We start from the raw sequence: 25,464 nt of genomic DNA on the forward strand, positions 1-25,464 counted from the left end.
GAAGCTGACCGTCGCGCTGGCGACCGCACTACCGGTGGCGGCCGTGCCGGATATAGCGACGGTTGGCGTCACGTTTCCGCCCCCGCAACTGTCGAGGCCGATACAGGCGTTTCCGCCGCAAGCGGCGAGCGTTGCGAGGGAAGCCACGCAAATTGCAGCCAGCGCCGGACGAACGAAACACGCGTAGTGAGTGTTCATGGTTGCCTGCCGTTGATAGATCGGGATGGGGCAATCGGTTCCACGGAACGGACCAATGCTACGTACAATTTTAGCGCCCCATGCCTGGAGACCGTTCTACACGTCAATCACATTCGCCGGTGTTATCAACTGCTGAACGGTGGCTCGTCGGCTCGCTGACAGGCGAAGGTCGACCCGGATCTGCCCTTCGCCCCAATGCGGACTCGGCGGCGGCTTTCAAAGTAGAACGGCCGCCTGGTGGTGCATCCGCGGTGCAGGCGCTTGCCGCCCATACGCAGTCGTTTTCGCCAGGGAGAACCGAGAACCCCTAGCGTCCACCTGGGTAGCCCGTCACAACGCAGTACGTGCGATACTCCTCTGCCATCGCCATGCTATGCCACCAGGATCTCGAATTTTGTTATACATCAGTAAGTATTCGTATTTTTCCGTGTCGCGATGAGTGATTCTCGCGAGCGGGGGAGGTTCTTGGGGCGATTAGGCTATGTCTTGATTGTAGTGCTGCTGCGCGTCTTCGCAGTCCTTCCCTACACGCTCGTCGCAAGGTTCGGCAGCGCGCTTGGGGCAATGTTATATGCACTTCCAAGCTCCCGAAAACATATCGCTCTCGTCAATCTGCGTCTCTGTTTTCCGGGCAAAAGCGAGTGCGAGTACGACGACCTTGCCAGAAACCATTTTCGCCACGTCGTTCGAAGCTATCTCGAACGAGGCATTCAATGGTTCGGCAGCGCGCAGAGGATACGAAAGCTGGTCCACATCGAAAGTCGAATCGATCTGGAAGACAGGAACGCTTCGCCGACCATCTTTCTTGGCTTCCATTTCGTGAGCATCGAGGTCGGCTGCATACTCTACTCAACGCGCGTGCCCGCCGCCTCACTATATACACGCATGTCGAACGCGCGCCTTTGCAGTCTAGCCAAGCGGCAACGCGGCAGATTTGGCGCCGAGATGATTGAACGTTCGACAAGCGCCAGAAAGATCGTCGGCTTACTTCGTTCAGGCAAACCAGTCATGCTGGCTGCTGACATGGATCACGGCATACACAACTCCGTTTTTGTGCCGTTTTTTGGCGTCCCCGCGTGCACACTCACTTCGGTTTCGCGCCTTGCTCGACTGGCCCATGCGCGGGTTGTACCATTCGTGACTGAAGTATTGCCCGACTACCGCGGGTATAAGCTGACCATCTTCGAGCCGCTCAGCGACTTTCCTTCAGAAAGTGAGACGATCGACGCGCGCCGAATGAATGAATTTCTTGAAACGCAGATCAATCGGTGCCCAGAGCAATATTACTGGGTGCATCGACGCTTCAAGAATCGTCCACCGGGCGTGCCAGGTGTGTACTGAGCACACCGTCCGTAAGGCATGCGACCGTTCCTGGTTGTGTGCTTCCGTGAGGTAACGCAATGAGCTCGACTGACAGGCATAGGTCCGCTATCTGAGTGGACCGGACGTTTGAGTGTCTGTCCGAATGCTCGAGCGTATGGCCGTTCGTGGCCGACTGTACTCGCTCACAGAGGCCGCCCCTAAGCCGCCGTTGAAGTTTTCAACGGCAGTTCTTCGGAACGTTCATTGAACTGGTGCTATCGGCCAAATTCGGTCATTCGCTAACAAGACCTAGATCGTCAACAATCGACGAGCCGAGACGATGGTCTTGACGCAGCTTCCTTTCCGCCAGGCAGAAGACGTCAATGATGAAATTGCTGACTGTTCGCGTTAAACCTGCCGTTCGGATTTGCGCATGTCCTTGGTCCGGGTACAGCACACATCAGAGGCAGTGAACCGGTTTGACCGCCGCAACTTAGGGACGTCAGACAGATGTGAGCGTAAGCCCGGCAGCGTAGAAGGACGTCTAGCGCTGCCGGGTCATCCCCCTACGCGACGAAACGGCACTCCGACGCGGGTGTCCGCGTATCCATGTTCCTTCCGCGGTTCATATGGTCGTCGATTTCAGCCGCGCAACCGAGCATGCGGGGGTATAGAAATATAGTGAAGGCGGCCGTCTCCAAGGCGTTGCGGGAATAGGTTCCGTCACGATATGGCTGCCAGAGCATCTTGAGCAGCAACGCGGCAATCACCGCGTCGACGTTGACGCAGTAGACGTTTCGCGAAACCCCGGCGTCGAACAGACTTTGCACCAACGTCCGATAGAAGTCGTGGAAGATGTTATATTCGTCACGCTCGGCGAACAACTGCCGAACGAACACTTCACGTGGATCGTGGTTGACCGGCTTGTCCTTAAACACCGGATGATTCACGCCGGGAATCTTCTGAATGTCGAGGCTGCCGCTCGTTTTTTTGCTCGATTTGTATTTGGCATAACTTTCCACGTACATCATCGCCAGTGCTTTCAGATCGAGCCCGTGAGCCGGGTCGCCCGGGTCAGTCAGTCCACTATCCCTGAACTGGTCGAGCAAAAATGCAATTCCCTCGAATCCATTTCCGCCGTGTGTATAACCGCTGTGCGTCAGGAAGCCGATTAACGCCTTGTTGAGCTGGACGCGTTCGGGGTCTTCGGGACCGTCAGCAGAGACCGCACCTTTTGCACCCTGCGCGGAAATCGTTCCGGGTCCATTTGACAGCAGCAGACCGACCAGCAATTGGAAGGAAAACAAGTCGCTCGTGCCTGGCGACAATCCAAACAACGCGCTGAAGGCGGTTTCACCAAGCGACCGCTGCTCCAGGATTGCTTTCGTTTCGACGCCGCAGAAGCTGTCCGGGCAGTGCTGATCCGACGGCACCGACGCTCCGATTAAAGAACCGAACAGCTGTATCCACCAGGGAAGGCTCTCGGCCGAAAGGCGCGAAATGCGTTTGCGCATTAGCGGTCCCCATGCGAGCGTCGCGCAAATGGCCGCCAGTACGGCGTCAGTAGTCGGTTCGCCAGGCAGGCTTTCGATATATCGCACGAACGTCGACTTCACGTCGCGGGCGTTGAGTCCGTCCAGGATTGCGCGAGCCCGCAAATCAGGTTCGCTGCCGACGAACAGGCTTAAGTCGCTGACTTGGGCGCGAGAAAAGTCGAAATTTTCGTCCGTCGCGTTCTCAAGCCTCACCGCAGCGAAGGCGTCGATTAGAGCGCGGACCGCCTGGCGGGGCCCGACTTGCCCGCGCGGCCCGATAATGCTCGCAGCGGCGGCAAGAACAGTGTTCGGTGCATTACCGGCATCCCGTGCAGCCTGCGCCGCCGCGAGCGCAGGATGGCCATACAGGTTCAGGAACACACTCACAGCGACATTGATTAGCGCGCGGTCGTTCATCCCGCCGGGTTCGTGCAGCAGCGCAAGGCTTACGTTTGTCTCAAGGGGGTACTGCGCCGCATCAAGCATCGAAACACCGTACAGACTGGTCACCTGCGACTTCGGGTCCATCTGCGACGCGCCAGAAGCGTCCTTCATCGACTGTCGCGGTGGTACAGCTCCAACCTGTTTGTCGAGCGCGGCAATCTGGGCATCGTATGGGGCTGTGGCCTGCACGACAGGCAAATCGAGCGCCTGCGGCAGGCTCAATCCGCGGTGACTGCTAAACCACGGCTTCAAAGCAAGGTTGCCCTCAGGCTCGAAATCGGGCCGACAGGCGTTTTCACGCATCACAGCCGTCAGAGCGGCGGGTATGTGCGCGATGTTCGTGACAAGAGCGCCCTTTGCCGACACGACCGGATTGTCCGGTGTGAACACGCTCGATACCCCGAATTTATCGAGAAACCACTGTTCTTTCGATGCGGCGTCGTCCGCGCCTCCGGACATGGCACCCGCGTGTCCCACTGCGCGGGTCAGCTTCGCCTTCCAGCGCCCCACGACGCACGCAACCACCGGTTTTGTGAAGTTGGCGTCGAGCTCATAGTATCCGCCCGGTTCGACATAAAGAACGGCCGCCTTGCTTCGCGCGTCGTTTGCCAGGGCCGCAGCGAACTCGGGCGCCGCGAATTGAATGTAGACGTCTTTGCCACTTGAAATGGCTGTTGTCGTACCCCATCCGGCCATCCGCAGGTAGGTTGCAATGGTCGTTGTGAAGTTGCCCGAGTTCGAGAACAATGCAATTGAGCCGCGTCGCAATGCCTCTTCAGGATTGTCGCCGCCCAGCGCTCCGCCGATACGCACCTGGTTCCAGGCGTCAGCTACGCCGAGGCTGTTGCCGCCAAAAATGTCGATGCCGTTGGACTGACCCATCGCGCGGATTTCGCGGGAGTCACTGACGGCCAGCTTTTCGGTGACGATGAAAATCTTCGTCAGTTCCGGGTTGACGCGGATAAGCTCGGCCACGCCATCTCGTGCAGCGGAAGGAGGGAGGTAGATGACGCCGCAGTTGAACCTGTGGCCATCGTTCAGTCCTTCGAGAACGTTGTTGTAGACCGGCACGCTTCCAAGTGCCGTTTCCAGTACCTGGCCGCGCTTTCCCGGAGCCGTGCCAAATACCACATTGCCACCGGAATAGGCATGACCGACGGGCGTGACATCGCTCGACTCGCCGCCCAGAATGTTGAGCACGCAAACGCGGTCGTCCTTTGTTGCAACTTGGGATAACGAACTAATTCCTACGAAGTATTTAAATTCGCCAATGCCCTGCTTGTACATAGTGATACTCCTCAGTCGATGAGACGCTCAGGCAGTCTGTTTGAACGAGATTCCCAGCTTCGCGGCAATCTGCTCACGGCCGCCTGCTTTCATCCATTGGTCCACCTCTTTCGCGTACAGGACCACCTCGCTCATGTCCGAGTCAAAGCCGAAGAAGGTGTACGGCAATCCCAGCGAATCGAGCGTGTCGCGCAACGCTCCCATTCCGCGAACCAGATTCGGACCGCCACGGCCGACCACCACATAGAGCGGCGTCGGGCCGTGCAGACTGAAGTGCTCGCGTAACGCGTCGGCCATTGCGCGAAATGTTTCGAAAATGTCCGTGTTGTTCGACTTTCCACCAATGATGAACAGCACATTGCTCTGCTCAATCCAGTGCTTGAAGCAGATGCGGGCGACTTCCTTCATCTTTTCGTAGGGTGGGTTGCCGCCGAAGTCTGACGAGATGATGGCGTCGTCTCCGAGCATTTGCGTGACAAGGGAGTTCGCGCCGCCACCGAACGTCGGAGCGAGAATGCTGCCCTTCGCGTTAATGACGTAGACGTCGCTCTGCCCCTGATACGTGCGAAGCTGGTTGATTTCCTGTTCGAAGTCTGAATAGTCGACTGCGAAGAGATGCGCGGGCAGGTCAAGGCGCTGCCAGCGCGGGTCGTCACGGTCGAAACCGCATTTGAAGTCACAGGCGATGGGTGTCAGCCTTCCCTTGCTATCCTCGCGCATCCGGATTGGATTGAGTTCAAGGGTCGTCATTCCGAACCCGTGGTAGAGCTCCCACAACTTGGGGAGGTGCTGTACAAGCGGCGAGATAATCTGCTTGGGTGCGCCCAGCGTCGAAAGCGCGTTCGCCACGACGAACGCCTTGAGCCCGGTGAGCGGGTCAAACGGAATCTGCACAACTTGCGACTTGTCCAGTTCCTCGATGTCGACGCCACCGTGGTGCGTAAGCGTCATGGTGGGCGCGCGGAAATGTGTCGAGTCGGTAATCGAGAAGTAGACCTCATACTCGGCAGGCACTCCCGCCTCAAACGTCACGCCGTTGGCTTTTGAAACGGTGTTGGCGACGTGATGCTCGACGAAGTAAAGGCGCTCCTTCTCCTTCAAGGCGGTCGTCAGGTCAGTTGCACGGCCAATCAGACCGGCCTTGCCCTTTTTGCCAACGCCGCCCTTGAAAACCGGCTTGATGAAAATCATCCCGTGCTTTTTCAGCATCGCTCGAATCTGCTCTTCGCTGGCGTCCGGACCCAGAATCTCGGGCGTCGGAAAGCCCACGAACTGCAGCAATCTGGCGCCGTGCAACATACCGGTGACTTGCATGATGACCTCAGGAAGTGAGTTGGGAAGTCGGTGTCGTCGGGACAATATCCCTCACGGGGTCTTTGTCGAACCCGTAAAACGAGTGCGGGGTTGAGCACAGGATTGCCTCGACAATCGCGGGCGCAAGATGTAAGTCCAGCAACGCGCCAAGCGTCTGGCTGTAGGCCGTCGCATGTTCAAACTGCGTGTGTGGCCAGTCGCTACCCCACATCAGACGTTCGGCGCCAAATGCGTCTAAGAGCTGGTCCGTGGCATCGCGCATGAAACTCGAGTCCGGCTCCGAGCACCGATAGGCGCCCGAAAGCTTGACCCACACGCGGCCAGATGGGCCAAACTCCAACAGGTCGTGAAACCCCGGGTCGCGAGTGCCGCTGTCCGGGTCAGGGCGGCCAAAATGGTCAACGACGACTGGCAAGCCCACATCCAGCAAAGTGCTGACGAGCGGCGCCAGGTCCGACGCCTCCCTGTGCAACTCAACATGCCAGCCTAGTTTTGATAACTGCCGCCAAAGCATCACGTACGGGGCGGTGCTGAGGTCGGGGAGCGTCTGCCCGACAAGGTTGAGACGCACGCCCGTCACACCCTGGCAGTACAGCCGCACCAGGTCGTCTTCTGAAATTTCGGGGGACACGACTGCCACACCGCGCAGCCGGCTTATGTCTCTGGTCAGCGCCTTTAAAAGATGGCTGTTATCGGTGCCGAGAAAGCTTGGCTGGACAAGGACGGCATTGCCAATATCGTTCTCGTCCAGAAGCTTCCGGTAGGCGTCCAGGGTTGCGTCGTAGTCGGGTGCGTAGCGCCGTCCGTCCGCGAGCGGCAGCGTCCTGGCAAACACGTGCGCGTGCGTGTCAACGCGCGGCAGCCGTGGCCGCGCGATGGATGGTGCCTGGGTCATCGCTGGCTCCGGGGATGGTCAAGCGCTAATTCGGCGTCGGCGACCGGTTGTGAAGCCTGCTCGACGCCGGCCGGCCGCAATCGCTTGCCGCGCGTTTCGGGAAGCAGCAACACGGCAACCATCGCCAGCCCGTACGCAATTGCGGCATCGATACCAATCGCTGCTCCCAGCGACATCGAATGACTCATATATCCGACCAGCACAGGGAAACCCGCCGAGGCGATGCGACCGAAGTTGTAGCAAAAGCCGACGCCTGTTCCGCGCATGTCCGCAGGATAGAGTTCGTTGAAAAGTGCGCCCAGGCTGGCCGGGATGCCGGCGGCGAAAAAGCCTAGCGGGAAGCCCAGAACAAGCGTCTGCGTGTTGCTCAATGGAAGCATCACGTAGGCGAGCACGGTGACGATGCAAGAAAATGCAAAGAATGCGATGTTGCGCCGGCGTCCGATACGGTCGAGCAGGTAAGCACTCGCCATACAGCCGCACCAGAAAGCCACGATAACAACCGCCAGATACCCGCCGGTGTTGAGGACTGACAGATGTCTTTCCTTGGAGAGAAAGGTCGGCAACCAGGTCATGATGGCGTAGTACCCGCCGTGGGCGCCTGTGCCCAGAACCGCGCCGATAACGGTGGTCTTGATGACGCGCGGCTGGAATACTTGCGCGATTTGCTCCCACCAAGAAACAGCTGGTTCAGCGCGAGACGGCTCAACGCGCACAGGTTCGCGGAGATTGCGGCGGACGTAAAGGACGAGAAGCGCGGGCAGCAGGCCAACACCGAACATGACACGCCACGCCGTGTCTGACGGCAACCACGAAAAAGCTGCGGCATACAACAGCACTGCGCCGGCCCAGCCGACGGCCCAGGCGCTCTGTACCGCGCCCATGGCCTTGCCGCGGTGTTCCGTCCGGATGGTCTCAGCCATCAACACGGCGCCTGCAGCCCACTCTCCGCCGAACCCGAACCCTTGCAGGGCCTTCAGGACCAGTAGTTGAGGAAAACTCTGGGCGAAGGCGCAGAGGAACGTGAAGCTGGCAAACCAGAGAATCGTAATCTGCAGCGTCCGCACCCGACCAATCCTGTCGGACAAGGCGCCCGCTAACCAGCCGCCCATCGCCGATGACACCAGTGTCACGCCGCTGATTGCGCCCGCCTGCGTGTGGTCGATGCCGTACGCTGCGATGATTGCGGGGATTGCCAGGGTAAACATCTGCACATCGAGGGCATCGAGGCCCCAACCCGCGAAACATCCCCAGAAGGTGTTTCGTTCGAGAGGTGTACCTTGCTTGTACCAGGTGAACATCGCCGTCTCCAAGGTAAATTCATATATTCATGTATATGACTATATGTTTAGTCTAGGCGCCTTTACGAAGAAGTCATTGGGGATTTACCCTTGTTCCTGCAGATGTTGTACAGTGACTATTCCTGTGAACAACTATATGAATCATGGATATGCAATCGTTCTCGGCCAAGCCAGACGGTCGATTGCCCCGATACCAGCAGCTACGCGATGACCTGGTGCGCCGCATCGCGGAGGGCGAATGGGCGCCAGAAAAGGCAATCGACACAGAGGCGGAACTTAGCCAGTTCTACAACGTGTCGACCGGAACCCTTCGGAAAGCCATTGATTTGTTGGTGGCTGACGGGGTACTCACCCGCACCCAGGGAAAAGGGACGTTTGTCCGCCGCCCGCGCTTTGATTCGTCGTTGTTCCGCTTCTTCCGATTCAAGTCAGCTGACGGGAAGCCGGTCCGACCGACGGCGAAGGTGCTCAGCCGCGAGGTCGTCAAGCCAAACGACACGATTCGCTCAACCTTGCGGATGAAGGCGACCGAGAAGGCTGTTCATCTCTCGCGGGTACGACTGATTGAGGGACAACCGGTTTTGTCGGAAGAAATATGGCTGCCACGAAGCCGTTTCGAAGCGCTGGCGACTCTGCCCCTTGGTGGCTTCGAAGATTTGCTTTATCCGCTCTACGAGCGGCTTTGCCGCCAAATCGTCGCATCCGCAACCGAGATTCTGAACGTCGAACAGGCGACGGACGCTGATGCAGCGCTCTTGCATATCGACGTTGGCAGCCCGGTAATCCTTGTGCACCGTGTGGCATCCGATTTCGCCGGGACGCCTATTGAATGGCGCACCACGCGTGGTGCTGCTGCAGCGTTCCAGTATCAGGTCGATATTCGCTGACAACGCGACTCCCTTGCCGCGTTCGGTGCCGTCATAGGGACCGACAACGCGAACTGACTCTCTGTCACCCGGCAAGTCGCATTTTTCCCGCGACTTTCAGGCTCTACACCTCGTTCGCCGAATACATCACCGGTCGCCAGCTGCGGCCGCAGCTCGCTTGCATGCGCTCGTCCGGGTTATACCTCATTGCAGCCCGACCTCAAACATACAAACATATACATGACTATATCAATCTGCTTGTTTTCGTCTGACTGACCGTTTTTGAAACGCCAGTCGAGCGGCAGCGGGCATGGAACTTGGAGCGAACATGTCTACGTCCGTAACACGTGAGCAGCAGGTAATGAAGAAAATGGCATGGCGGCTGATGCCGCTGCTGATTGTCATGTTTCTCATCGCATTCATCGACCGGCAGAACGTCGGCTTCGCGAAACTGGAAATGGTTCAGGCACTCGGCATGACGGAAGCCGCGTATGGCCTTGGAGCATCGCTGTTTTTCATTGGCTACCTGCTGTTCGAGGTGCCCAGCACACTGGCGCTACATCGGTTTGGAGCCCGGACGTGGCTCGCTCGCATCATGATTACGTGGGGCGTCGTTACAGTGCTAATGGCGTTCACCAGGTCCCTGCCAGCTTTTTACTCGTTTCGGTTTGCGCTGGGCGTTGCTGAAGCCGGCTTTTATCCAGGCGTCATTTACTACCTGACGCAGTGGTTTCCTCAAAGCTACCGGACACGTGTGCTTGGCCTTTTTACCCTCGGCAGTTCGCTGGCAAACATGCTTGGCGCGCTGGTCGGAGGGCTGCTCCTTTCCTTGGGCGGAACACTGGGACTGGCGGGTTGGCAATGGGTCTTCCTTGCCACCGGTCTTCCGGCAATACTGATTGCCTTCGTAGCGCTTAAATATCTACCGAGCTCCGTCAAGGAAGCGAACTTCCTTTCCCAGGATGAGAAGGACATTGTGGTCGCAGCGCTTGTGCGCGAAGCGTCCCCGGAAGCAAAGGAGTCCCGGCCATGGGCGGCATTGCTTGACCCGAAGGTTCTCATGTTCGCAGCAACCTACATGCTGATGTCGACGTCGCTCTACGGCGTTACGTACTGGCTGCCTACGTTGGTTAAGAGTTGGGGCGTTTCGTCGAGCGTCAATGGCCTGCTTAACATGATTCCGTGGGCACTCGCGGCTCTTCTCCTGCTTTGGCTTCCCGGAAAGCTCAAACGTGAACAGGTGGTGTTAAAAGCAATGGCCATAGTCGCCGGCATCGGTGTCGTATGCTTTGCATCGAGCCTCGTGTTGCCGACCGTGTCGTTGCGCTTTATTGCTCTGTGTCTGGGCGGAGCTTGTATTCCTCTGCTGTACCCTTGCTTCTGGTCGCTCCCACCACGCTTCTTTTCTGGCGCTCGAGCCGCGGCAAGTGTCGCTGCCATCAACTGCATTGGAAACCTTGGAGGGTTCTTCGGACAGAACCTCATGCCGTACGTTGGCAAGGTAACCAACAGTCATGTTGCACCAATGCTCGTTCCGACTGCATGCCTGTTAGCTCTCGCAATCGGTACCGCGATTGCGTGGACAGTCGGTGGGCATCGCAAGGCGGCGCTTGCATCGTCAACGGTTCCGCTTTGACGAGAGCGCTGACACGCCTGAGCTCTTTGCACAGATGCAACGTGCACTTATTCGAGCCGCACTTTTCGACTGGTTGCAGGCTGAGTGCGGTTCAACATCGCGAACGGTTAAAGCCATCCGGGCTGGCTGGAGGCAGTTCCGGAGCAAGGCTCAAATCGAGCGCTCGTCGCCCTTTGTGCTTCTTCCGATATATGACGGGTTGTACGCCTGTAACCCCATCGTTTGTACGAGGTGAACGACCGCTTACGAGTTAGCTGAATGTCTCTTCGGGGTCGACAAGACTCATTCGCCAATAACGAATGCTGACATTCAACGAATGCTGACATTCGCCGGTACCGGGTCGCGAATGTCGGCTAAGCCGATCTCGACCTGCCGCACGTTCTTCGGCGGCCACCGTCGGCAATGGCCGACTAGCTGGCAAACAGCGTGCATCCACTTCTATCCAGAACGGCACGCTGAGGCCTCGATACGCCAACGGCACCAGATCAGCCCCATATCAACAGCCGGGTTCCCATAGGTCGATAGCCGGCGTCAACACAGCAAGTAGCTTGCCGAGTGCGCGCGTTAGCATTCTCTGGTTAGCGCCAAGGGTGCTGGGTGCAAAAACCTCGACGAGAGAGTTTTATTGCAGATTGTAATTTAACGAGCCGCGATTTCACATCATGAAATGATGTCGATAATCTCCCCCAAACCATAAAAACCAAATCAGTCCACTTCGTGAATAAACATGAAACGAAACCCGTGGGAGGTCTAAAAGTATCAAAGCTTCACCCCCCACAATCGCCGAAGTACCTGTCGTTCGGCAAACGTACGGGGTTGGCAATCGAGTCATAAGCAATCGTGGGCACGGCCGGTGTGTCCGCGGCGAACGCCGGCGGCATGGCGAGTCCGTCGGCTCATCGCCCGGTGGTCGGGACCGCCGCAGCATGCACAAAACGACTCGTATCGCTCGCTCATTCGTTGTCTCCTTTGGTCCATCGCTTGAAGTGTGCAAAGGCAAGCCTAGTGCACAAAACGTTTAATGGCTAAATCGTTTTGGCGATGCTGAAAGAGACACTTCCCGTTATGCGCGATCAAGTGCTGGTGGTGGCAGATGCTGTCCAGGTCGTGGCGCGCGGCGGCGCGGTACCGCTCGGCATCGCGAGCCAGCCCGCTTTGCTACTATGTAAGACCGCGACTGCTTAGGTCCGCTTTAGTCTCGCGTTGGTCCATCACACAAGGAGATTCGAATGAGCAAAGGTTATTGGGTGTCGTCGTACCGCAAGACGAACGATCCGCAGAAACTGGCCGCATATGCGCAACTGGCCCCGGCCGCGGTGGCGGCGGCGGGCGGCAAGTTCCTCGTGCGAGGCGTGGCGGACGAGGCGCGCGAGCAGGGCCTCAAGGAGCGCACGGTCGTAATCGAGTTCCCGACGTACGAGGCGGCCGTCGCCGCTTACGAAAGCGAGGAGTACAAGAAGGCGCTGGCCGCATTGGGCGATGGCGTCGAACGCGATCTGCGCATCGTGCGCGGCACCGACTGACGCACGACCCGCAAGCGAACACTGCGCGGCGCGCGCCGCGCAGTCACTCACTTCACCGCGCCGAGCGCGAGCCCCTTCACCATATAACGCTGCAACCACGCAAACACGATCGAAACCGGCAACGTCGCGCACAAGGTCGCGGCCATCACCAGATGCCATTCGACCACGTACTTGCCCGCGACCATATCGGTCACCTGCACGGTCAGCGTCTTGTTTTCCGGCGAGCGGATCAGCGTATAGACGATCGCGAACTCGTTCCACGCATTGATGAACGTGAAGATGGCGGTCACGACGATCGCCGGCACCGCGAGCGGCAGAAACACCTTGAACACCGCGCGCGTGCGGCTGCAGCCTTCGAGCCACGCGGATTCCTCGAGATCCTGCGGCACGGTCTGAAAGTACGACGACAGCATCCACACCGCGAACGCGATATTGAACGCCGCGTACGACACGATCACGCCGATCCTCGAATCGACCAGGTTGCCGTCGCCCCACGGAATCATCGCCGCGAGCCGGAATAGGCCGACCACCAGCAGGATCGGCGACAGCATCTGCGTGACGAGCAGGAACTGCCGATACAGGCCGCGTCCGCGAAACGGGAAGCGCGCGAGCGCGTAAGCGGCGGGCAGGCTCACCGCGAGTGCGAGCGCGGTGGACAGGAAACTGATGATCGTGCTGTTGCGCAGCGCGACGCCGAAGTTGGCCGCGTCCCACATGTCGATGAAATTGCGCCACTGCCACTGCACCGGCAGCCAGCGCGCCGGATAGACGAAGATCTCCGAGGCCGGTTTGACCGCGGTGAAGAACATCACCGCGAACGGAAACAGGATGACGATCACGAGCGGCGTCAGCGCGATCCAGCACCACAGCGAGCGTTTCGTTTTCGCGCTCAGACTCATGATGGCACTCCTTCTTTCGCGCGTTGCAGACGCAGATAAGCGATCGAGAACACGAACAGCATCACGAGCATGATCAGCGAAACGGCGGCCGCTTCGCCGGGCCGTCCGAGCCGGAAGCCGAGTTCGTACAGGTAGGTGACGAGGATGTGCGTGCTGTTGTCGGGGCCGCCTTGCGTCATCACCCAGATGATCGGAAACGAGTTGAACACGTAGATCACGTTCAGCAGGATCGCCATGTTGATGAACGGGCGCAGCAGCGGCATCGTCAATTGACGGAACTGCTGCCAGGCGCTCGCGCCGTCGATACGCGCGGCTTCGTAGATATCGCCTGGCACCGAAGACAGGCCGCCAAGAAAAATCGTCACCGTGAACGGAATCGACACCAGAATGCCGACCGCGATTTCGACGGGGAACGCGAACTCGGGCGTCGCGAGCCAGTGAATCGGCCCGCCGATCAGGCCGAGCCGCTGCAGCGTGACATTGACCATGCCGTAGTCGTCGTTGAAGGCCCAGCGCCAGACGACGGCGGTCATCGTCAAAGAGACGGACCACGGCAGCATCACGATCGTGCGCGCCACGCCGCGGCCGTGAAACTCCTGGTTCAGAATCAGTGCGACAGGTACCGAGATCAGCACCGTGCCGCCCACCACGCACACGGTCCAGATGATCGTGCGGCGTACCGAAGCGAGAAACACCGGGTCCTCAAACACGTTGATGAAGTTCTGCGCGCCGGTGAAGTCGCGGATCGCGCCGAAGCGCGATACCTCATGCAGCGATTGCCACACGATGTTGAAAATCGGATAGCTGATGATGAACAGCGCGAGCACGAGGCTCGGCGCAATCAGCAACCAGGGCGCCTGCGCGCGCGAAGAAACGGAACGGCTCATGCGTGCTCGATCGTAAGACGCGCCCGCTCTCTGGCGGCGGGCACGACGGAATGGGCCGGAGGGTGCATCGTGCTGCATAGGCTCAATGTGGGAGTGGCGCGGCGCTTGAGCTACGGCGCCGCGCGTCCCCTGTTCGTCTCGTTACTGTCAAAAGCCGCGTATCAGTGACCGAGCGACTTGTTCGCCTGCGCAGCGGCCGCATTCAACGCTTCCGCCGGTTGCGCCTTGTTCAGGTAGATCGCCTGCATCGCGTCGGTCACGGCCTTCGCGGTGTCTTCCCAGCCGGTCACGGTCGGCGCAAAGTGAGCCGTGGGCAGCAACGCGATGAATGCCTTGACGTCCGGATCGTTGAACGCCGGGTCGGTCGCTTCTGCCTTCGTGGTCGGCAGGAAGCCTTCGGTCGTCGTGAACTCGACGCGCGGTTCCTTCGTGAACAGATAGTCGAGGAACTTCCACGCGGTCTTCTTCACCTTCGAGTTCTTGAACATCACGATCGAGTCGGTGACCGCGTAGGTGGCGTGCGTCGTGCCCATCGGCAGCGGATCGATGCCGTACTTCAGGTTCGGCGCTTCCTTCTTGATCTGCTTGGCGAGGAACGGCGCGGAGATCACCATCGCGACGCGGCCCTGCTTGAACAGGTTCTGCACGTCCTCGCGGCTATAGCCGGTGACGCCCGGTTGCGTGAGACCCTGGTCGATCATCTGCTTGTACATCGTCGCGGCCTTCACGCCCGCCGGCGAATTGAACGCGGCCTTGCCGTCCTTGCCGACCACGTCGCCGCCCATCGTCCATAGCGCGTAGTAAAAGTAGACGTCGGTTTCGATTTCCTTGCCTTGCAGACCGAAGCCGGCGATGCCTTGCGCCTTCAGCTTCTTCGATGCATCGATCACTTCATTCCAGGTCTTCGGGCCGTCGGGGTAGCCGACCTTCGCGAGCAGATCCTTGTTGTAGTACAGCGCGCGCGCGGAAGCGGCGATCGGCAGGCCGTAGGTCTTGCCGTTGATCTGGCCAGGCGCGAGGAACGGACCGATGAAGCGGGCCTTGAAATTCGCGTCCATATAGCCGTCGAGCGGCTCGGCGACGTCGTCCTTCACGAAGTCGAGCAGCCAGCGTGTGCCGACGATCGCGAGGTCCGCGTTGGCGCCGCCGGAGATGTCCGTTTGCAGCTTCTGTTGCAGCGTGTCCCAGTTCACGTCTTCGATCTTGATGGTCGTGCCGGGGTTGGCCTTCTCGAAGTTGCGGGCCATTTTCTCGAAGTACGGCGCGGTCGCGTCGCTGTAGTGAGCGACCGTCACGCGGACCGTCTCGGCATGGGCCGAGACGGCGATACCTGCAAACGCGAGCGCCACGGCGACTTTGCCTAGCGCGAGGGAAGCACGGGCATGCAACGACATTTTTCTCTCTCCTGTGGGTGGTTTGCTGCCGTCGCCGGCCGCCTTGGGTAAATTGTTTGAAAAAATCCTACATGACGCAAAATAGCTTGTCACGTAGGGTCTGCGATATTTTTTTTCGGGCTGTTTTGTGCATAAGATGCTGTAAAGCATGGGGTATTCTGCACGGCGCGACGGGGATGGAAACCCACTCTTCGGGATGGCCGGCAGCCGTCGCGGGTTCGATATGTAGGAAATTTACAGCGTTGCGCGTAGCGCGAGCCGAGTGGCGGCCGGCGCCGGCAAGACGGCCGAAACGGCCAGGCCAACGAGCGAGGAACACATGGATCGTGTCGTATTGGTAACGGGCGCATGCGGCGGTATTGGCAGCGTGTTATGCGAGCGCTTCGTCGAGGCGGGTGACACCGTGCTCGCGCTCGACATCGACGCTACCGCGCTGCAATCGTTGAGCGCGCGACTCGGCGCGCAACGGGGCGCGCAACAGGGCGCGGACCAGGTCGTGCCGGTCGCGGTCGATCTCGGCGACGCCGCTGCGGTGCAGCACGCGGTGGCCGCGGCGGTCGCGCAGCGTGGACCGGTCGACGTGCTGGTCGCGAACGCGGGCGCGGCGCTCGGCGCGTCGCTCGCGACCACCGACGCCGCAAGCTGGCAGCGCGACATCCATCTGAACCTGAACGGCACGTATCACACGGTGGAGGCGGTGCGCGCGTCGATGATCGAACGGCAGCGCGGCGCGCTCGTGCTGATCGGCTCGGTGAACGGTCTCGCCGCGCTCGGTCATCCGGCATATAGCGCCGCGAAGGCCGGCCTGATCAGCTACACGAAGGCGCTCGCGCTCGAGCTGGGCCGCTTTGGCATTCGCGCGAACATCGTGTGTCCGGGCACTGTGAAGACGCAGGCGTGGCAGGCGCGTGTCGAGAAGAAGCCGCAGGTGTTCGAGGAACTGAAGAAGTGGTACCCGTTGCGCGACTTCGCGACGCCCGACGACATCGCCGATGCGGTGCTGTTCCTCGCATCGCCGCAAGCGCGCGTGATCACCGGCGTCGCGTTGCCGGTCGACGGCGGCTTGATGGCGGGCAACCGCCTGATGGCGCAGGAGCTGACGCTCGAGTCGTTCTGAGCCGCGTGCGGCGCGTGCACTACGGCACCGGCAATACAACATCGGCAATACAACACACAGCAAGACAATGAGGACAGCATGGCAGCAGTGCAACTGAGCGGCATCTTCAAACGCTATGGCGACACCCAGGTCGTGCACGGCATCGATCTCGACATCGACGACGGCGAGTTCGTCGTGCTGGTCGGTCCGTCGGGCTGCGGCAAGAGCACGCTGATGCGGATGGTGGCCGGGCTCGAGGAAATCAGCGGCGGCGATCTGATGATCGGCGGCACGCGCGCGAATACGCTCGCGCCGCAGCAGCGCAACATCTCGATGGTGTTCCAGAGCTACGCGCTGTATCCGCATCTGTCGGTGTATGAAAACATCGCGTTCGGTCCGAGAATCCGCAAGGAATCCTCGGAGAAATTCAAGCCGCGCATCGATGCGGCCGCGAAGATGCTGAACCTCAGTGACTATCTGGACCGCTTGCCGCGCGCATTGTCGGGCGGTCAGCGGCAACGCGTGGCGATGGGCCGCGCGGTGGTGCGCGAGCCGTCGCTGTTCCTGTTCGACGAACCGCTGTCGAATCTCGACGCAAAGCTGCGCGTGCAGATGCGCACCGAAATCAAGGCCCTGCATCAGCGCTTGAAGAACACGGTGATCTACGTCACCCACGATCAGATCGAAGCGATGACGATGGCCGATCGCATCGTCGTGATGAACGCGGGACGTATCGAGCAGATCGGCCGTCCGCTCGAACTCTATGACCGGCCGGCGAATCTGTTCGTCGCGAGCTTCCTCGGCTCGCCGTCGATGAATTTCGCCGAGGGCGTGATCGTCAATCGCACGCAGGGTGCGGGCCTCGCATTGAAGCTCGCGGACGGCAGCGAGGTCGCGCTCGAACGCACGCCTGCGTCGGCCGTGGTCGGTGCGAAGGCCACGCTCGGCGTGCGGCCCGAGCACATCGAGATCACGACGCAGATACCGGATGCCGCGCTCGACGTCGAAGTGATCGAGCCAACTGGCGCCGAAACGCACCTGTACGGGAAAATAGGCGGCGCTTCGTGGTGCGTGACCACGCGCGAGCGCTCGAAGATCGAGCCCGGTCAGCGTGTCGCGCTGCGTCTGCCGGCCGAACACATCCATCTGTTCGATACGGAGAGTGGACGCAGGCTGGTCTGAACCGCGTGCGGCTTGAACTTTGATCAGGCCGATTGAAGCCGAACAAGCTGCGAGCGACGCGGATCCATATGAAACAGCCCCTAAGGAACACCGGGTGTCCGCACCGAACTTGATTCCCCACATCCGCAGCGCACTCGCGAGTCTGCGGCCCGCCGAGCGCAAGGTCGCCGACATGGTGCTCGCCGACGTCGACTTCGCGATGCGCGCGAGCATCACCGAACTCGCGCAGCGCGCCGATGTGTCCGAGCCTTCCGTCACGCGTTTTTGCCGCGCGATCGGTGCGCACGGTCTGCGCGACTTCAAGATGCAGCTCGCGCAGAGCGTCGCGGGCGGGCTGCCGTATGCATCGACCGCGGTCGCGCGCGACGACGACGTGCAGACCTTGATGGACAAGGTCGGCGAAGCGGCGATCGACGGCATCACGCATGCGCGCGGCGCGCTCGATCCTGCCGTGGTCGAAAGCGCGATCGCGGCGCTTTCGAGCGCCCGGCGCGTGTTTTTCTTCGGCGTGGGCTCAGGCTCGGGGCTCGTCGCGCAGGACGCGGCGCTGCGTTTTCTGCGCATCGACATCGCGGCGGCCGCGTTTACCGATGGTCATTTGCAGCGTCTATACGCGGGTCTGATGGAGCCGGGCGACGTCGCGTTTGCGATCTCGCATTCGGGGCGCAGCGTCGAAGTGAATGAAAGCATCCAGATCGCGAAGGAGCGCGGCGCGACGACGATCGCGCTGACCAACGTCGGCTCGCGACTCGCATGGCTCGTCGATATTCCGCTGCTGCTGCGCGTGGCGAGCCCGATCGATCCGAACACGCCGGGCGTGTCGCGGCTCGTGCATCTGTGCATCATGGATGCGCTCGCGATCGGCGTCGCGCTGAAGGCCGGGCCCGAGACGCTGGAAAAGATGCGCCACGCAAAGGCGCGGCTCGCGCCGCATGAGCCGGAAGGGGCGGGCGGGTAAGGCGCGCACATTCCGCGACTTTCGTCGTCGCTCCAGGTAGAATCGGCTCGCAGCGTTCCCGTTTACGTCCGTCCGCCCATGTCCTCCCGTTCCGCCGACACCGCATCGCACGCCCCATCAACGACCACTGTCGAACGTGTGCCGACCCTGCTGCTGGCCGCCGCGCTATCGCTCGGCAGCGCGACAGCGCTCGGCTTCGCGCGCTTCGCGTACGCGCTGCTGTTGCCGTCGATGAAACTCGACCTCGGCTGGAGCTTCGCGCAGGCCGGCGCGATGAACACCGCCAACGCGCTCGGCTATCTGCTCGGCGCGCTCGTGTTTCCGCGCCTCGCGCGCCGCTGGTCGGCCGGCGCGCTGTTCGCGGCCGGTTGCATGCTGACCGCACTGCTGATGGCCGGCAGCGGCCTCACCGCCAGCACGCATGCGCTGCTGACGCTGCGCGTGATCACCGGTGCGAGCAGCGCGGCGATCTTCATCGGCGGCGGCGTGCTTGCGGCGCGGCTCGCGTCGGCGCGACCGCGCGACGCGGGGCTCGTGCTCGGTCTGTATTACGGCGGTACCGGCTGGGGGATCGTCGCGTCGTCGGTGCTGGTGCCGGTGGCGATCCTTGATTCCGCCCACGGCTGGCAATTCGCGTGGTTCGCGCTCGCGGCGGCCTGCGCGCTGTTCGCCGCGGTCGCGATCGGCGCGTCGCGCAGAATCGAGCGCGCGTACTCGAGCGCGGCGGCTGCGGCGCATGCAGCCGCCGCCACCCCTGCCCCGGGCTGGCCGCACTTCGCGGCCGCGCTCGCGGGCTACGGACTGTTCGGCGTCGGCTATATCGGCTACATGACGTTCATCGTCGCGCTGCTGCGCAACGCCGGCATGAGCGCGGCGGTCGTCACCGGTTTCTATCTACTGCTCGGCGCGGCGACCGTGGTGTCGGCGCGGATCTGGTCGACGCTGCTCGATCGCATGCGCGGGGGCCAGGCGCTCGCCCTGCTCAACGCGCTGCTGGCGATCGCGACGCTGCTGCCCGCGCTCTTCACGCAGCCGTGGGTCGCGTTCGTTTCAGGCGCGCTGTTCGGCGCGACGTTCCTGTCGGCGGTCGCGTCGACGACCGCGTTCGTGCGCCACAATCTCCCCGTGAGCCACTGGGCGAAGGGCATCAGCGCCTTCACGATCGTGTTCGCGTTCGGGCAGATCGTCGGGCCGGTCGTGATCGGCTGGGTGTCGGATGGCGCCGGGCTCGCACGCGGGCTCGTGTATTCGGCGCTGCTGCTGGCGGCCGGCGCGGTACTCGCGGCGTGTCAGAAGGCGTTGCGCGCGACGTGAGTCGCCTTGTGCGTGCTTCGTATTCAGCGATACGTCCAGCACCGATGCGCGACGAACGTGAGCGGCGGCACCACGCACACGACTAGCGCGATGCCGAGCGCGGGCGGGCCGCCCGCAAGCTGCGTCAGGTGCGATACGAGCGCGGTCGACGTCAGGCCGCCCAGCGACACGACCACGAACCGCCCAGCGTTCATCAACGCAGGCAGCGCAGAAAAACTCCAGAACGTGTTCAACAGATAAGAGGCCGCCGTCGCCCAGGTGAACGCGATCGCGTTGGCCCACGGCGGCGACATGCCGGCGTCCGCGATCAGCGTCAGCGCAATGCATACATGCAGGCCGGTCGCGATGACGCCGCTCGCGCCAAAGCGCATCAGCCTGACCCGTTCGACCAGCATCATCGCGACGCTCCCTCGCGCTTGCGCAGGATCGCGAACAGCGATACGCCATAAGGCAGCGGCGCATGCGCGAGCCAGTGGCGCTCGGCGCTGAAGATGCGGTACAGCGCCGCGTTGAGCAGCAACGGCGGGATCGCGTCGCCGCTCGAATGTTTGCGACGCAGCAGCCGGTCGGCCCAGCGCGCGGCCACCGCGACCGGATACAGCAGCGTGTTGAAATAGCTGATGCGTTCGACTTCGTAGCCGGCCACGGCCGCGCAGCGCATCAGCGAGCCGCGGCTATAGCGGCGGTAGTGGTGCAGGAAAACGTCGTGAGCACTCCAGAGACTTTGTCCGGCCGGCACCGTCACGATGATGCGGCCTCCCGGCGTCAACAGGTCGCGCATGCGCGCGAGCGAGCCGGCGTCGTCGACGATATGTTCGAGGCAGTCGAAGAAACAGATCAGGTCGAAGCGTTCGCCGTTGAACGGCACGTCGTCGGGGCAGTGGCCCGCGCGGATGTCGAACTGGTTGCCGGTCTTGCGCGCGCTCAGCGCCCGAGCGGTCGGGTCCATCTCGAGGCCGCTGACGGCGCCGAAGCCGGCCAGCATGTCGAGGTTGCCGCCGGTGCCGGAGCCCACTTCGAGCACGCGTGCGCGACGCGGTAACGCGAGCCGTTCGAGCAGCGTGCGCAGCACGTCGCGCCGCGCGCGAAACCACCAGTGCCCGGCTTCGGTCTCGGCCATTTCGAGGTAGGCATCGGGAGACATGGTGGACTCCTCCGCTTTCAGTGGCCGACTACGCGAAACCGCGGCGCGGCACGCCTGCGTGTCAGTTCGACGCGCGCCACGTGCGCCGCGCGGGCATCCTGACGCACGCCCGGCAACATGCTGACCTTGCTCTTCGCCTGATAGCGACGCCGCACCAGATAAACGGGCCGTTCCTTCGACTCGTAGTAAATCCGGCCGACGTATTCGCCGATCACGCCGATGCCGATCAGCTCGATGCCGCCCATGAACAGCATCACCGAGATCGTGGACGCGTAACCGGGCACCGGATTGCCCGACCACAGCGTGCGGCCGATCACGAACCCGCCGTAGACGAACGCGAGTGTCGCGATCGACAGTCCGATATAAGTCCAGCTGCGCAACGGTACCGTGCTGAAGCTCGTGATGCCTTCGAGGGCGAAGTTCCACAGCCGCCAGCCGGAGAACTTCGAGTGACCGGCGCTGCGCGGCTCGCGTTCGTATTCGACGATCACGGTGCGGTAGCCGACCCACGCGAACAGGCCTTTCATGAAGCGACGGCGCTCCGGCAGGCTGCGCAGCGCGTTGACCACCTGCCGATCGATCAGCCTGAAGTCGCCGACATTCTCCGGCAGCTTCACTTCGGACAGCGCGTTGTGCACCCGATAGTAGAGCGCGGCCGCCGTGCGTTTGGCGAACGTATCGCACAGGCGGTTCGTGCGTTTGGCCGCAACCACTTCGGCGCCCGCGAGCCAATGCTCGACCATCACCGGGATCAGGCTCGGCGGGTCCTGCAGGTCCGCGTCGATCGGAATCACCGCATCGCCGAACGCTTCGTCGATGCCGGCGGTCAGCGCCGCTTCCTTGCCGAAGTTGCGCGTCAGGTCGATCACGCGAATGCGCCGGTCGCGGCCGCTCTGCGCGATCAGCCGATCGAGCGTCGCATCGCTGCTGCCATCGTTGATGCAGACGATCTCGAAGCGCGTGCCGTCGATCGATTCCAGCACCGGCACGACCGCCGCGAAGAAGCGTTCCACCGCGTCCTGCTCGTTGTAGAACGGCACGACGAGTGAGATCAGCGGCGTGGTTGTATAAGTTGGCATGACGCTTCCCCGTTTATCGAATGATTCGAACCGCGTGCGAATAGGCGAGGGTGGTGCGCTCGCCGCGTTCTTCGTCCATCACGCGCACGCGGCGCACGACGATCAGCAGCACCAGCAGCAGAACGATCGGGCCGATCTGCGGCAACTCGGCCGTGCGGTTGAAGAGTTCATAGACCGGCAGCAGCCACGCGAGCGCAATCACACTCTGCTCGCCGCGCAGCCAGCCTTCGCCGCTGCCGAGCGCGGTCAGGCAGGCCGTCGCGATGCCGAGCCACGCCAGTTCGTAGTGCCACACGTAGGGGTTCGTCAGCAGCGTGGCGACGACGAGACTCGCCGCGCGCAGCCGCGTGTCGCGTGTGTTTCGCCACACCTGCCATGCGGCTGCCGCGGCGATGAGTCCGACGCAGGCCTGGGCCGCAAAGGCCGCGGCGATCGGCGCACCGCCCTCGCGCAGCACCGCGAACGCGGTCGGCGATGCGAGCCAGTAACCGCGGCATTGCTCGAGCAGCGTCTCACGCGCAATGCCGGTGTTGACGAAGAACAGCCGCACCGATTGCACGCCGCATATCAGCACGCTGAACGCGCCGAACAGCGCCGCGCTGAACGCGGCGGCCGCCAGCGTGCGCCATGCGCGTGCGGCAATCAGCACGAGCGGAAACAGCACGGCCATCTGCGGCTTGATCGCGAGCAGACCGAGGCACAGCCCCGCGCGTACCGGATGCCGGCGCAGCCAATGCAGCGTGAGCGCGGCGATGCCGGCGGTCAGCAGCGAGTTCTGGCCGAAGATGGCTGGCACGAACACGCACGGCGAGGCCGCGACGACGAACCATGCGAAGCGCGAGCCCCTGAAGCTGTCGGCAAGGCCCGACACGCGCAGCGTGCCCCCGCTGAGCAGCGCGATGCCGCCGCCGACGAACACGAAGTACATGACGAGTTGCGGCAACAGCGCGAGCGGCGCGATCAGCACGAGGAACGTCGGCGGATAAAGCCAGGGCATCACGCTGTCGCGGCTCACGTTCGTGAATAGCGCGCGCTGTAGCTTGTCGAACGACGCATGGTCATAGACCTGCATGGCCGAACCGTGCAGCAGTCCATACGAGGCCGACCAGAAAATCGAAAAATCCTCACCGGGACGCGTGAGCCGCGGGTCGGAGAAGCCGTGGCTCGCATAGGCCCACAACGCGATGATCCCCACGTACAGCACGCACATCCCACAGCAGTAGAAGACGATGCGCTCGGGCGTAAGCCAGCCGCAAATCTCGCTGTCGCCGCTGCGCATGCGTAGTTGTGATGCGTACATGATCCCCGCCCCCCGCGTGATCCGGATCGGGTCTATCGACCCGCCGTTCGTTCTGTTTATAGGTTCCGTCTTGTATGTGTCGGCGCGTGACATCGAATTAAAAACCGTGTCGTTGCGCTGAACCGGTCAGCTCATTGTTGGCGGAAATTGATGCGACTTTCAAGCTCGCGTTTTCCTGGCCGCGCGCCGCGCACTGCCGACTCCGCCAAATAGCGGGCCAAACGGCCAGCTTTATGTGCGCCAACGCACCAAGCCGTCTCGCCGATGAGACGCTTTGGACCGGCGCGCCCTTCGGGAACGGCGATTTTTCGATGGAATTTGTCTTTTACCGGAGTAGGGAAAGTCCTGGAAAAAAAATCCCGAGCCTTGCCCGGCGGAGCATTACGCGATCCGCGAAGTGTTCGGCGGGTCAGGCAAAACGTTGCGCATTCGGACATTTCGGACGCGAATACGGCGCGAGGCTGGGGGCCAGTCGGCTCGAACCCGCGTCGTTACGCTGTTTTCGCAAAGCTGGTCCCGTCCTTGCGATAGGGAGTGCGCGGAGTGCCGGCCTCGAGCCGACGCCAAGAAAAAAATCACGAAAGACGGGGGACGTATGCACAAGAAGATCACGCGACTGCGCGGCGATACCAGGCCCGTGTGCGGCGCACATCGTGCGGCCATGCTGCGCCAGCGGCACGCGGCCGCGATGCTGCGGCTCGCCCGGCAGCTGCCGCTTCACTTTCCCCGTTTCCTTCAGTTCGTGTCGCCCAGCGTTGCGACCTTGCGGATCAAACACCGCGCGACGCTGATCGGGCGGCGAAACTAGCCAGCAGCTTCCCGCATTTCCCTGCAGTACCCGCAGTCCCATCGCCCACGCCAATCCTGGTAACGGGTTCCATTAGTTAGTCTTCCAGAGGAGTCGAATCATGAAGAACATCATCGCTGCCGCAGCCCGTTTCGTTCGTGACGAAGACGGCGTGACCGCCATCGAATATGGGCTGCTCGCCGGCCTGATCGCGCTGTTGATCATCACCGGCGTGACCACGCTCGGCCAGCATCTGCAGACGATTTTCAACAACCTCGCGGACTCGGTCTGAGTCCTCGAGTCGACGGACGAACCTCGCGATTCGTCCGTCCCCTTCCCACTGGAAAAAGGAGGTCTGTCATGAAGAACCTGATTGCTCGCGCAGCACGTTTCATTCACGACGAGGACGGTGTGACCGCCATCGAATACGGCCTGCTCGCCGGCCTGATTGCACTGCTGATCATCGGCGGCGTGACCACGCTCGGCACCAACCTCAGCGCGATCTTCAACAATCTCGCTGACTCGGTCTGACGCGGCTCAATCATCCTTGACGAGGTCATCATGACGCTGCCACCTCTGCCGCCACATCCTGTACCGCTGTGTGTGATCGTGCTGGCGATCGTGGCCGCGAGCACGGACATAAGCGCGCGGCGCATTCCGAATCGCCTGATCTCACTCGGACTCGCCGTCGCGCTTGCCGTGCAGATGTCGATTCACGGGCCGCTCGCCGGCGCGCTCGACTGGTTGATCGGGGCGGCGTGCGGCCTCGCTTTGCTGTTGCCGTTCTATCTGCTGGGCGGCATGGCCGCCGGCGACGTGAAGCTGCTGATGATGATCGGCGCGTGGGTCGGCCCCGCGCTGACCTGGCGGATCGCGGTTGCCACTTTTCTGCTCGGCGGGCTCTGGTCTCTGCTGATCGTGCTGCGCCGCGGCCGCTTCGCGCGCGTGCTCGCGAATCTGCGGCAACTGCTCGGCGGCCTCGTCGTCGCGCCGCTCGGACAGACAAACCTGATCGATGCGCGGTCCGGATCGGTCGGGTCGATTCCCTACGGCGTCGCGATCGCGGCCGGAACCCTCGGAATGCTGTTCGCGGCCGCGCTATAGCCGGACGTTTCCACTGAAC

General features: G+C 61.7%; 24 protein-coding genes. 13 read left to right on the forward strand and 11 right to left on the reverse strand.

Annotated features, from left to right (window positions below; all coding sequences use genetic code 11):
* Both HDG33_RS36920 and HDG33_RS08930 read left to right on the forward strand, forming a co-directional pair.
* The coding region (locus HDG33_RS36920; RefSeq protein WP_221311357.1) for a hypothetical protein at positions 1-187 on the forward strand (187 nt) is incomplete at its 5' end.
* A 446-nt stretch (positions 188-633) separates the two neighbouring features.
* A complete protein-coding gene (locus HDG33_RS08930) occupies positions 634-1,539 on the forward strand; it encodes a lipid A biosynthesis lauroyl acyltransferase (RefSeq protein WP_184024353.1) in 906 nt (301 codons plus the stop codon).
* Positions 1,540-2,066: 527 nt separating this feature from the next.
* On the opposite strand, the gene HDG33_RS08935 is transcribed toward HDG33_RS08930, so the two are convergent.
* The 4 genes from HDG33_RS08935 to HDG33_RS08950 are packed head-to-tail and all read right to left on the reverse strand — an operon-like array spanning position 2,067 to position 8,276.
* Positions 2,067-4,766, reverse strand: coding sequence for a CoA-binding protein (locus tag HDG33_RS08935; RefSeq protein WP_184024355.1), 2,700 nt, complete (start codon positions 4,764-4,766; stop codon positions 2,067-2,069).
* A 27-nt stretch (positions 4,767-4,793) separates the two neighbouring features.
* Positions 4,794-6,080, reverse strand: a complete 1,287-nt coding sequence (locus tag HDG33_RS08940; RefSeq protein ID WP_184024357.1) for an ATP citrate lyase citrate-binding domain-containing protein — start codon at positions 6,078-6,080, stop codon at positions 4,794-4,796.
* A 7-nt stretch (positions 6,081-6,087) separates the two neighbouring features.
* Positions 6,088-6,975 (reverse strand): amidohydrolase, encoded by an 888-nt coding sequence (locus HDG33_RS08945; protein ID WP_184024359.1) that lies wholly within the window; start codon positions 6,973-6,975, stop codon positions 6,088-6,090.
* Positions 6,972-8,276 (reverse strand): MFS transporter, encoded by a 1,305-nt coding sequence (locus HDG33_RS08950; protein ID WP_184024361.1) that lies wholly within the window; start codon positions 8,274-8,276, stop codon positions 6,972-6,974. The genes HDG33_RS08945 and HDG33_RS08950 overlap by 4 nt, the downstream gene beginning before the upstream one ends.
* A gap of 143 nt (positions 8,277-8,419) precedes the next feature.
* Here HDG33_RS08950 and HDG33_RS08955 point away from each other — a divergent pair, with 143 nt between their 5' ends.
* The 3 genes from HDG33_RS08955 to HDG33_RS08965 all read left to right on the forward strand — a co-directional run bounded on the left by HDG33_RS08955 (position 8,420) and on the right by HDG33_RS08965 (position 12,301).
* On the forward strand, positions 8,420-9,163 hold the full coding sequence (locus tag HDG33_RS08955; RefSeq protein ID WP_184024363.1) for a GntR family transcriptional regulator: 744 nt from the start codon (positions 8,420-8,422) through the stop codon (positions 9,161-9,163).
* 307 nt (positions 9,164-9,470) lie between these two features.
* On the forward strand, positions 9,471-10,778 hold the full coding sequence (locus HDG33_RS08960) for an MFS transporter (RefSeq protein WP_184024365.1): 1,308 nt from the start codon (positions 9,471-9,473) through the stop codon (positions 10,776-10,778).
* Between the two features lie 1,229 nt (positions 10,779-12,007).
* Positions 12,008-12,301, forward strand: a complete 294-nt coding sequence (locus tag HDG33_RS08965) for a DUF1330 domain-containing protein (protein WP_018423759.1) — start codon at positions 12,008-12,010, stop codon at positions 12,299-12,301.
* A gap of 47 nt (positions 12,302-12,348) precedes the next feature.
* Here the strand turns inward: HDG33_RS08965 and HDG33_RS08970 are convergent, their stop codons facing one another.
* The 3 genes from HDG33_RS08970 to HDG33_RS08980 all read right to left on the reverse strand — a co-directional run bounded on the left by HDG33_RS08970 (position 12,349) and on the right by HDG33_RS08980 (position 15,481).
* Positions 12,349-13,200, reverse strand: coding sequence for a carbohydrate ABC transporter permease (locus HDG33_RS08970; RefSeq protein ID WP_184024367.1), 852 nt, complete (start codon positions 13,198-13,200; stop codon positions 12,349-12,351).
* Positions 13,197-14,087, reverse strand: a complete 891-nt coding sequence (locus HDG33_RS08975) for a carbohydrate ABC transporter permease (protein WP_184024369.1) — start codon at positions 14,085-14,087, stop codon at positions 13,197-13,199. The genes HDG33_RS08970 and HDG33_RS08975 overlap by 4 nt, the downstream gene beginning before the upstream one ends.
* A gap of 161 nt (positions 14,088-14,248) precedes the next feature.
* The gene (locus HDG33_RS08980) at positions 14,249-15,481 is read right to left on the reverse strand and encodes an ABC transporter substrate-binding protein (RefSeq protein ID WP_184024371.1); all 1,233 of its coding nucleotides are present in this window, start codon (positions 15,479-15,481) and stop codon (positions 14,249-14,251) included.
* 319 nt (positions 15,482-15,800) lie between these two features.
* On the opposite strand from HDG33_RS08980, the gene HDG33_RS08985 reads away from it, so the two are divergent.
* From HDG33_RS08985 to HDG33_RS09000, 4 genes are all read left to right on the forward strand, one after another.
* On the forward strand, positions 15,801-16,598 hold the full coding sequence (locus HDG33_RS08985) for an SDR family oxidoreductase (protein WP_184024373.1): 798 nt from the start codon (positions 15,801-15,803) through the stop codon (positions 16,596-16,598).
* A 78-nt stretch (positions 16,599-16,676) separates the two neighbouring features.
* A complete protein-coding gene (locus HDG33_RS08990) occupies positions 16,677-17,759 on the forward strand; it encodes an ABC transporter ATP-binding protein (protein ID WP_184024375.1) in 1,083 nt (360 codons plus the stop codon).
* Positions 17,760-17,853: 94 nt separating this feature from the next.
* Complete coding sequence (locus HDG33_RS08995; RefSeq protein ID WP_184024380.1) at positions 17,854-18,717, forward strand: MurR/RpiR family transcriptional regulator; 864 nt, start codon at positions 17,854-17,856, stop codon at positions 18,715-18,717.
* Between the two features lie 78 nt (positions 18,718-18,795).
* A complete protein-coding gene (locus HDG33_RS09000; RefSeq protein ID WP_184024383.1) occupies positions 18,796-20,031 on the forward strand; it encodes a YbfB/YjiJ family MFS transporter in 1,236 nt (411 codons plus the stop codon).
* 23 nt (positions 20,032-20,054) lie between these two features.
* Here HDG33_RS09000 and HDG33_RS09005 read toward each other — a convergent pair whose 3' ends face one another.
* From HDG33_RS09005 to HDG33_RS09020, 4 genes are read right to left on the reverse strand one after another with little or no spacing between them, the layout of a single operon-like run.
* Positions 20,055-20,429, reverse strand: coding sequence for a GtrA family protein (locus HDG33_RS09005; protein WP_184024385.1), 375 nt, complete (start codon positions 20,427-20,429; stop codon positions 20,055-20,057).
* The gene (locus tag HDG33_RS09010) at positions 20,426-21,175 is read right to left on the reverse strand and encodes a bifunctional 2-polyprenyl-6-hydroxyphenol methylase/3-demethylubiquinol 3-O-methyltransferase UbiG (protein WP_184024388.1); all 750 of its coding nucleotides are present in this window, start codon (positions 21,173-21,175) and stop codon (positions 20,426-20,428) included. Before HDG33_RS09010 ends, HDG33_RS09005 begins: the two co-directional genes overlap by 4 nt.
* A 17-nt stretch (positions 21,176-21,192) precedes the next feature.
* The gene (locus HDG33_RS09015) at positions 21,193-22,254 is read right to left on the reverse strand and encodes a glycosyltransferase family 2 protein (protein ID WP_184024390.1); all 1,062 of its coding nucleotides are present in this window, start codon (positions 22,252-22,254) and stop codon (positions 21,193-21,195) included.
* 13 nt (positions 22,255-22,267) lie between these two features.
* Positions 22,268-23,554: a glycosyltransferase family 87 protein gene (locus HDG33_RS09020; RefSeq protein WP_184024392.1), complete on the reverse strand. Its 1,287-nt coding sequence runs from the start codon at positions 23,552-23,554 to the stop codon at positions 22,268-22,270.
* A gap of 595 nt (positions 23,555-24,149) precedes the next feature.
* On the opposite strand from HDG33_RS09020, the gene HDG33_RS09025 reads away from it, so the two are divergent.
* From HDG33_RS09025 to HDG33_RS09040, 4 genes are all read left to right on the forward strand, one after another.
* The gene (locus tag HDG33_RS09025) at positions 24,150-24,362 is read left to right on the forward strand and encodes a hypothetical protein (RefSeq protein ID WP_184024394.1); all 213 of its coding nucleotides are present in this window, start codon (positions 24,150-24,152) and stop codon (positions 24,360-24,362) included.
* A gap of 100 nt (positions 24,363-24,462) precedes the next feature.
* Complete coding sequence (locus tag HDG33_RS09030) at positions 24,463-24,633, forward strand: Flp family type IVb pilin (RefSeq protein WP_184024396.1); 171 nt, start codon at positions 24,463-24,465, stop codon at positions 24,631-24,633.
* Positions 24,634-24,701: 68 nt separating this feature from the next.
* The gene (locus HDG33_RS09035) at positions 24,702-24,872 is read left to right on the forward strand and encodes a Flp family type IVb pilin (RefSeq protein WP_184024399.1); all 171 of its coding nucleotides are present in this window, start codon (positions 24,702-24,704) and stop codon (positions 24,870-24,872) included.
* A gap of 30 nt (positions 24,873-24,902) precedes the next feature.
* On the forward strand, positions 24,903-25,445 hold the full coding sequence (locus HDG33_RS09040; protein WP_184024420.1) for a prepilin peptidase: 543 nt from the start codon (positions 24,903-24,905) through the stop codon (positions 25,443-25,445).
* Positions 25,446-25,464 lie beyond the last annotated feature (19 nt).

This window comes from Paraburkholderia sp. Cpub6, from assembly GCF_014201065.1.
Classification (GTDB): Bacteria; Pseudomonadota; Gammaproteobacteria; order Burkholderiales; family Burkholderiaceae; genus Paraburkholderia; species Paraburkholderia tuberum.

Excerpts from the sequence above, each read along its gene's own strand:
- HDG33_RS09025 (WP_184024394.1), top strand. The coding sequence starts at position 24,150 with ATGCACAAGAAGATCACGCGACTGCGCGGCGATACCAGGCCCGTGTGC.
- HDG33_RS08945 (WP_184024359.1), bottom strand. The coding sequence starts at position 6,975 with ATGACCCAGGCACCATCCATCGCGCGGCCACGGCTGCCGCGCGTTGAC.
- HDG33_RS09015 (WP_184024390.1), bottom strand. The coding sequence starts at position 22,254 with ATGCCAACTTATACAACCACGCCGCTGATCTCACTCGTCGTGCCGTTC.
- HDG33_RS09035 (WP_184024399.1), top strand. The coding sequence starts at position 24,702 with ATGAAGAACCTGATTGCTCGCGCAGCACGTTTCATTCACGACGAGGAC.
- HDG33_RS09000 (WP_184024383.1), top strand. The coding sequence starts at position 18,796 with ATGTCCTCCCGTTCCGCCGACACCGCATCGCACGCCCCATCAACGACC.
- HDG33_RS08980 (WP_184024371.1), bottom strand. The coding sequence starts at position 15,481 with ATGTCGTTGCATGCCCGTGCTTCCCTCGCGCTAGGCAAAGTCGCCGTG.
- HDG33_RS08965 (WP_018423759.1), top strand. The coding sequence starts at position 12,008 with ATGAGCAAAGGTTATTGGGTGTCGTCGTACCGCAAGACGAACGATCCG.
- HDG33_RS08935 (WP_184024355.1), bottom strand. The coding sequence starts at position 4,766 with ATGTACAAGCAGGGCATTGGCGAATTTAAATACTTCGTAGGAATTAGT.
- HDG33_RS09030 (WP_184024396.1), top strand. The coding sequence starts at position 24,463 with ATGAAGAACATCATCGCTGCCGCAGCCCGTTTCGTTCGTGACGAAGAC.
- HDG33_RS08990 (WP_184024375.1), top strand. The coding sequence starts at position 16,677 with ATGGCAGCAGTGCAACTGAGCGGCATCTTCAAACGCTATGGCGACACC.
- HDG33_RS08960 (WP_184024365.1), top strand. The coding sequence starts at position 9,471 with ATGTCTACGTCCGTAACACGTGAGCAGCAGGTAATGAAGAAAATGGCA.
- HDG33_RS08930 (WP_184024353.1), top strand. The coding sequence starts at position 634 with ATGAGTGATTCTCGCGAGCGGGGGAGGTTCTTGGGGCGATTAGGCTAT.
- HDG33_RS08940 (WP_184024357.1), bottom strand. The coding sequence starts at position 6,080 with ATGCAAGTCACCGGTATGTTGCACGGCGCCAGATTGCTGCAGTTCGTG.
- HDG33_RS08955 (WP_184024363.1), top strand. The coding sequence starts at position 8,420 with ATGGATATGCAATCGTTCTCGGCCAAGCCAGACGGTCGATTGCCCCGA.
- HDG33_RS09005 (WP_184024385.1), bottom strand. The coding sequence starts at position 20,429 with ATGATGCTGGTCGAACGGGTCAGGCTGATGCGCTTTGGCGCGAGCGGC.
- HDG33_RS08975 (WP_184024369.1), bottom strand. The coding sequence starts at position 14,087 with ATGAGCCGTTCCGTTTCTTCGCGCGCGCAGGCGCCCTGGTTGCTGATT.
- HDG33_RS09040 (WP_184024420.1), top strand. The coding sequence starts at position 24,903 with ATGACGCTGCCACCTCTGCCGCCACATCCTGTACCGCTGTGTGTGATC.
- HDG33_RS09010 (WP_184024388.1), bottom strand. The coding sequence starts at position 21,175 with ATGTCTCCCGATGCCTACCTCGAAATGGCCGAGACCGAAGCCGGGCAC.
- HDG33_RS09020 (WP_184024392.1), bottom strand. The coding sequence starts at position 23,554 with ATGTACGCATCACAACTACGCATGCGCAGCGGCGACAGCGAGATTTGC.
- HDG33_RS08970 (WP_184024367.1), bottom strand. The coding sequence starts at position 13,200 with ATGAGTCTGAGCGCGAAAACGAAACGCTCGCTGTGGTGCTGGATCGCG.
- HDG33_RS08985 (WP_184024373.1), top strand. The coding sequence starts at position 15,801 with ATGGATCGTGTCGTATTGGTAACGGGCGCATGCGGCGGTATTGGCAGC.
- HDG33_RS08950 (WP_184024361.1), bottom strand. The coding sequence starts at position 8,276 with ATGTTCACCTGGTACAAGCAAGGTACACCTCTCGAACGAAACACCTTC.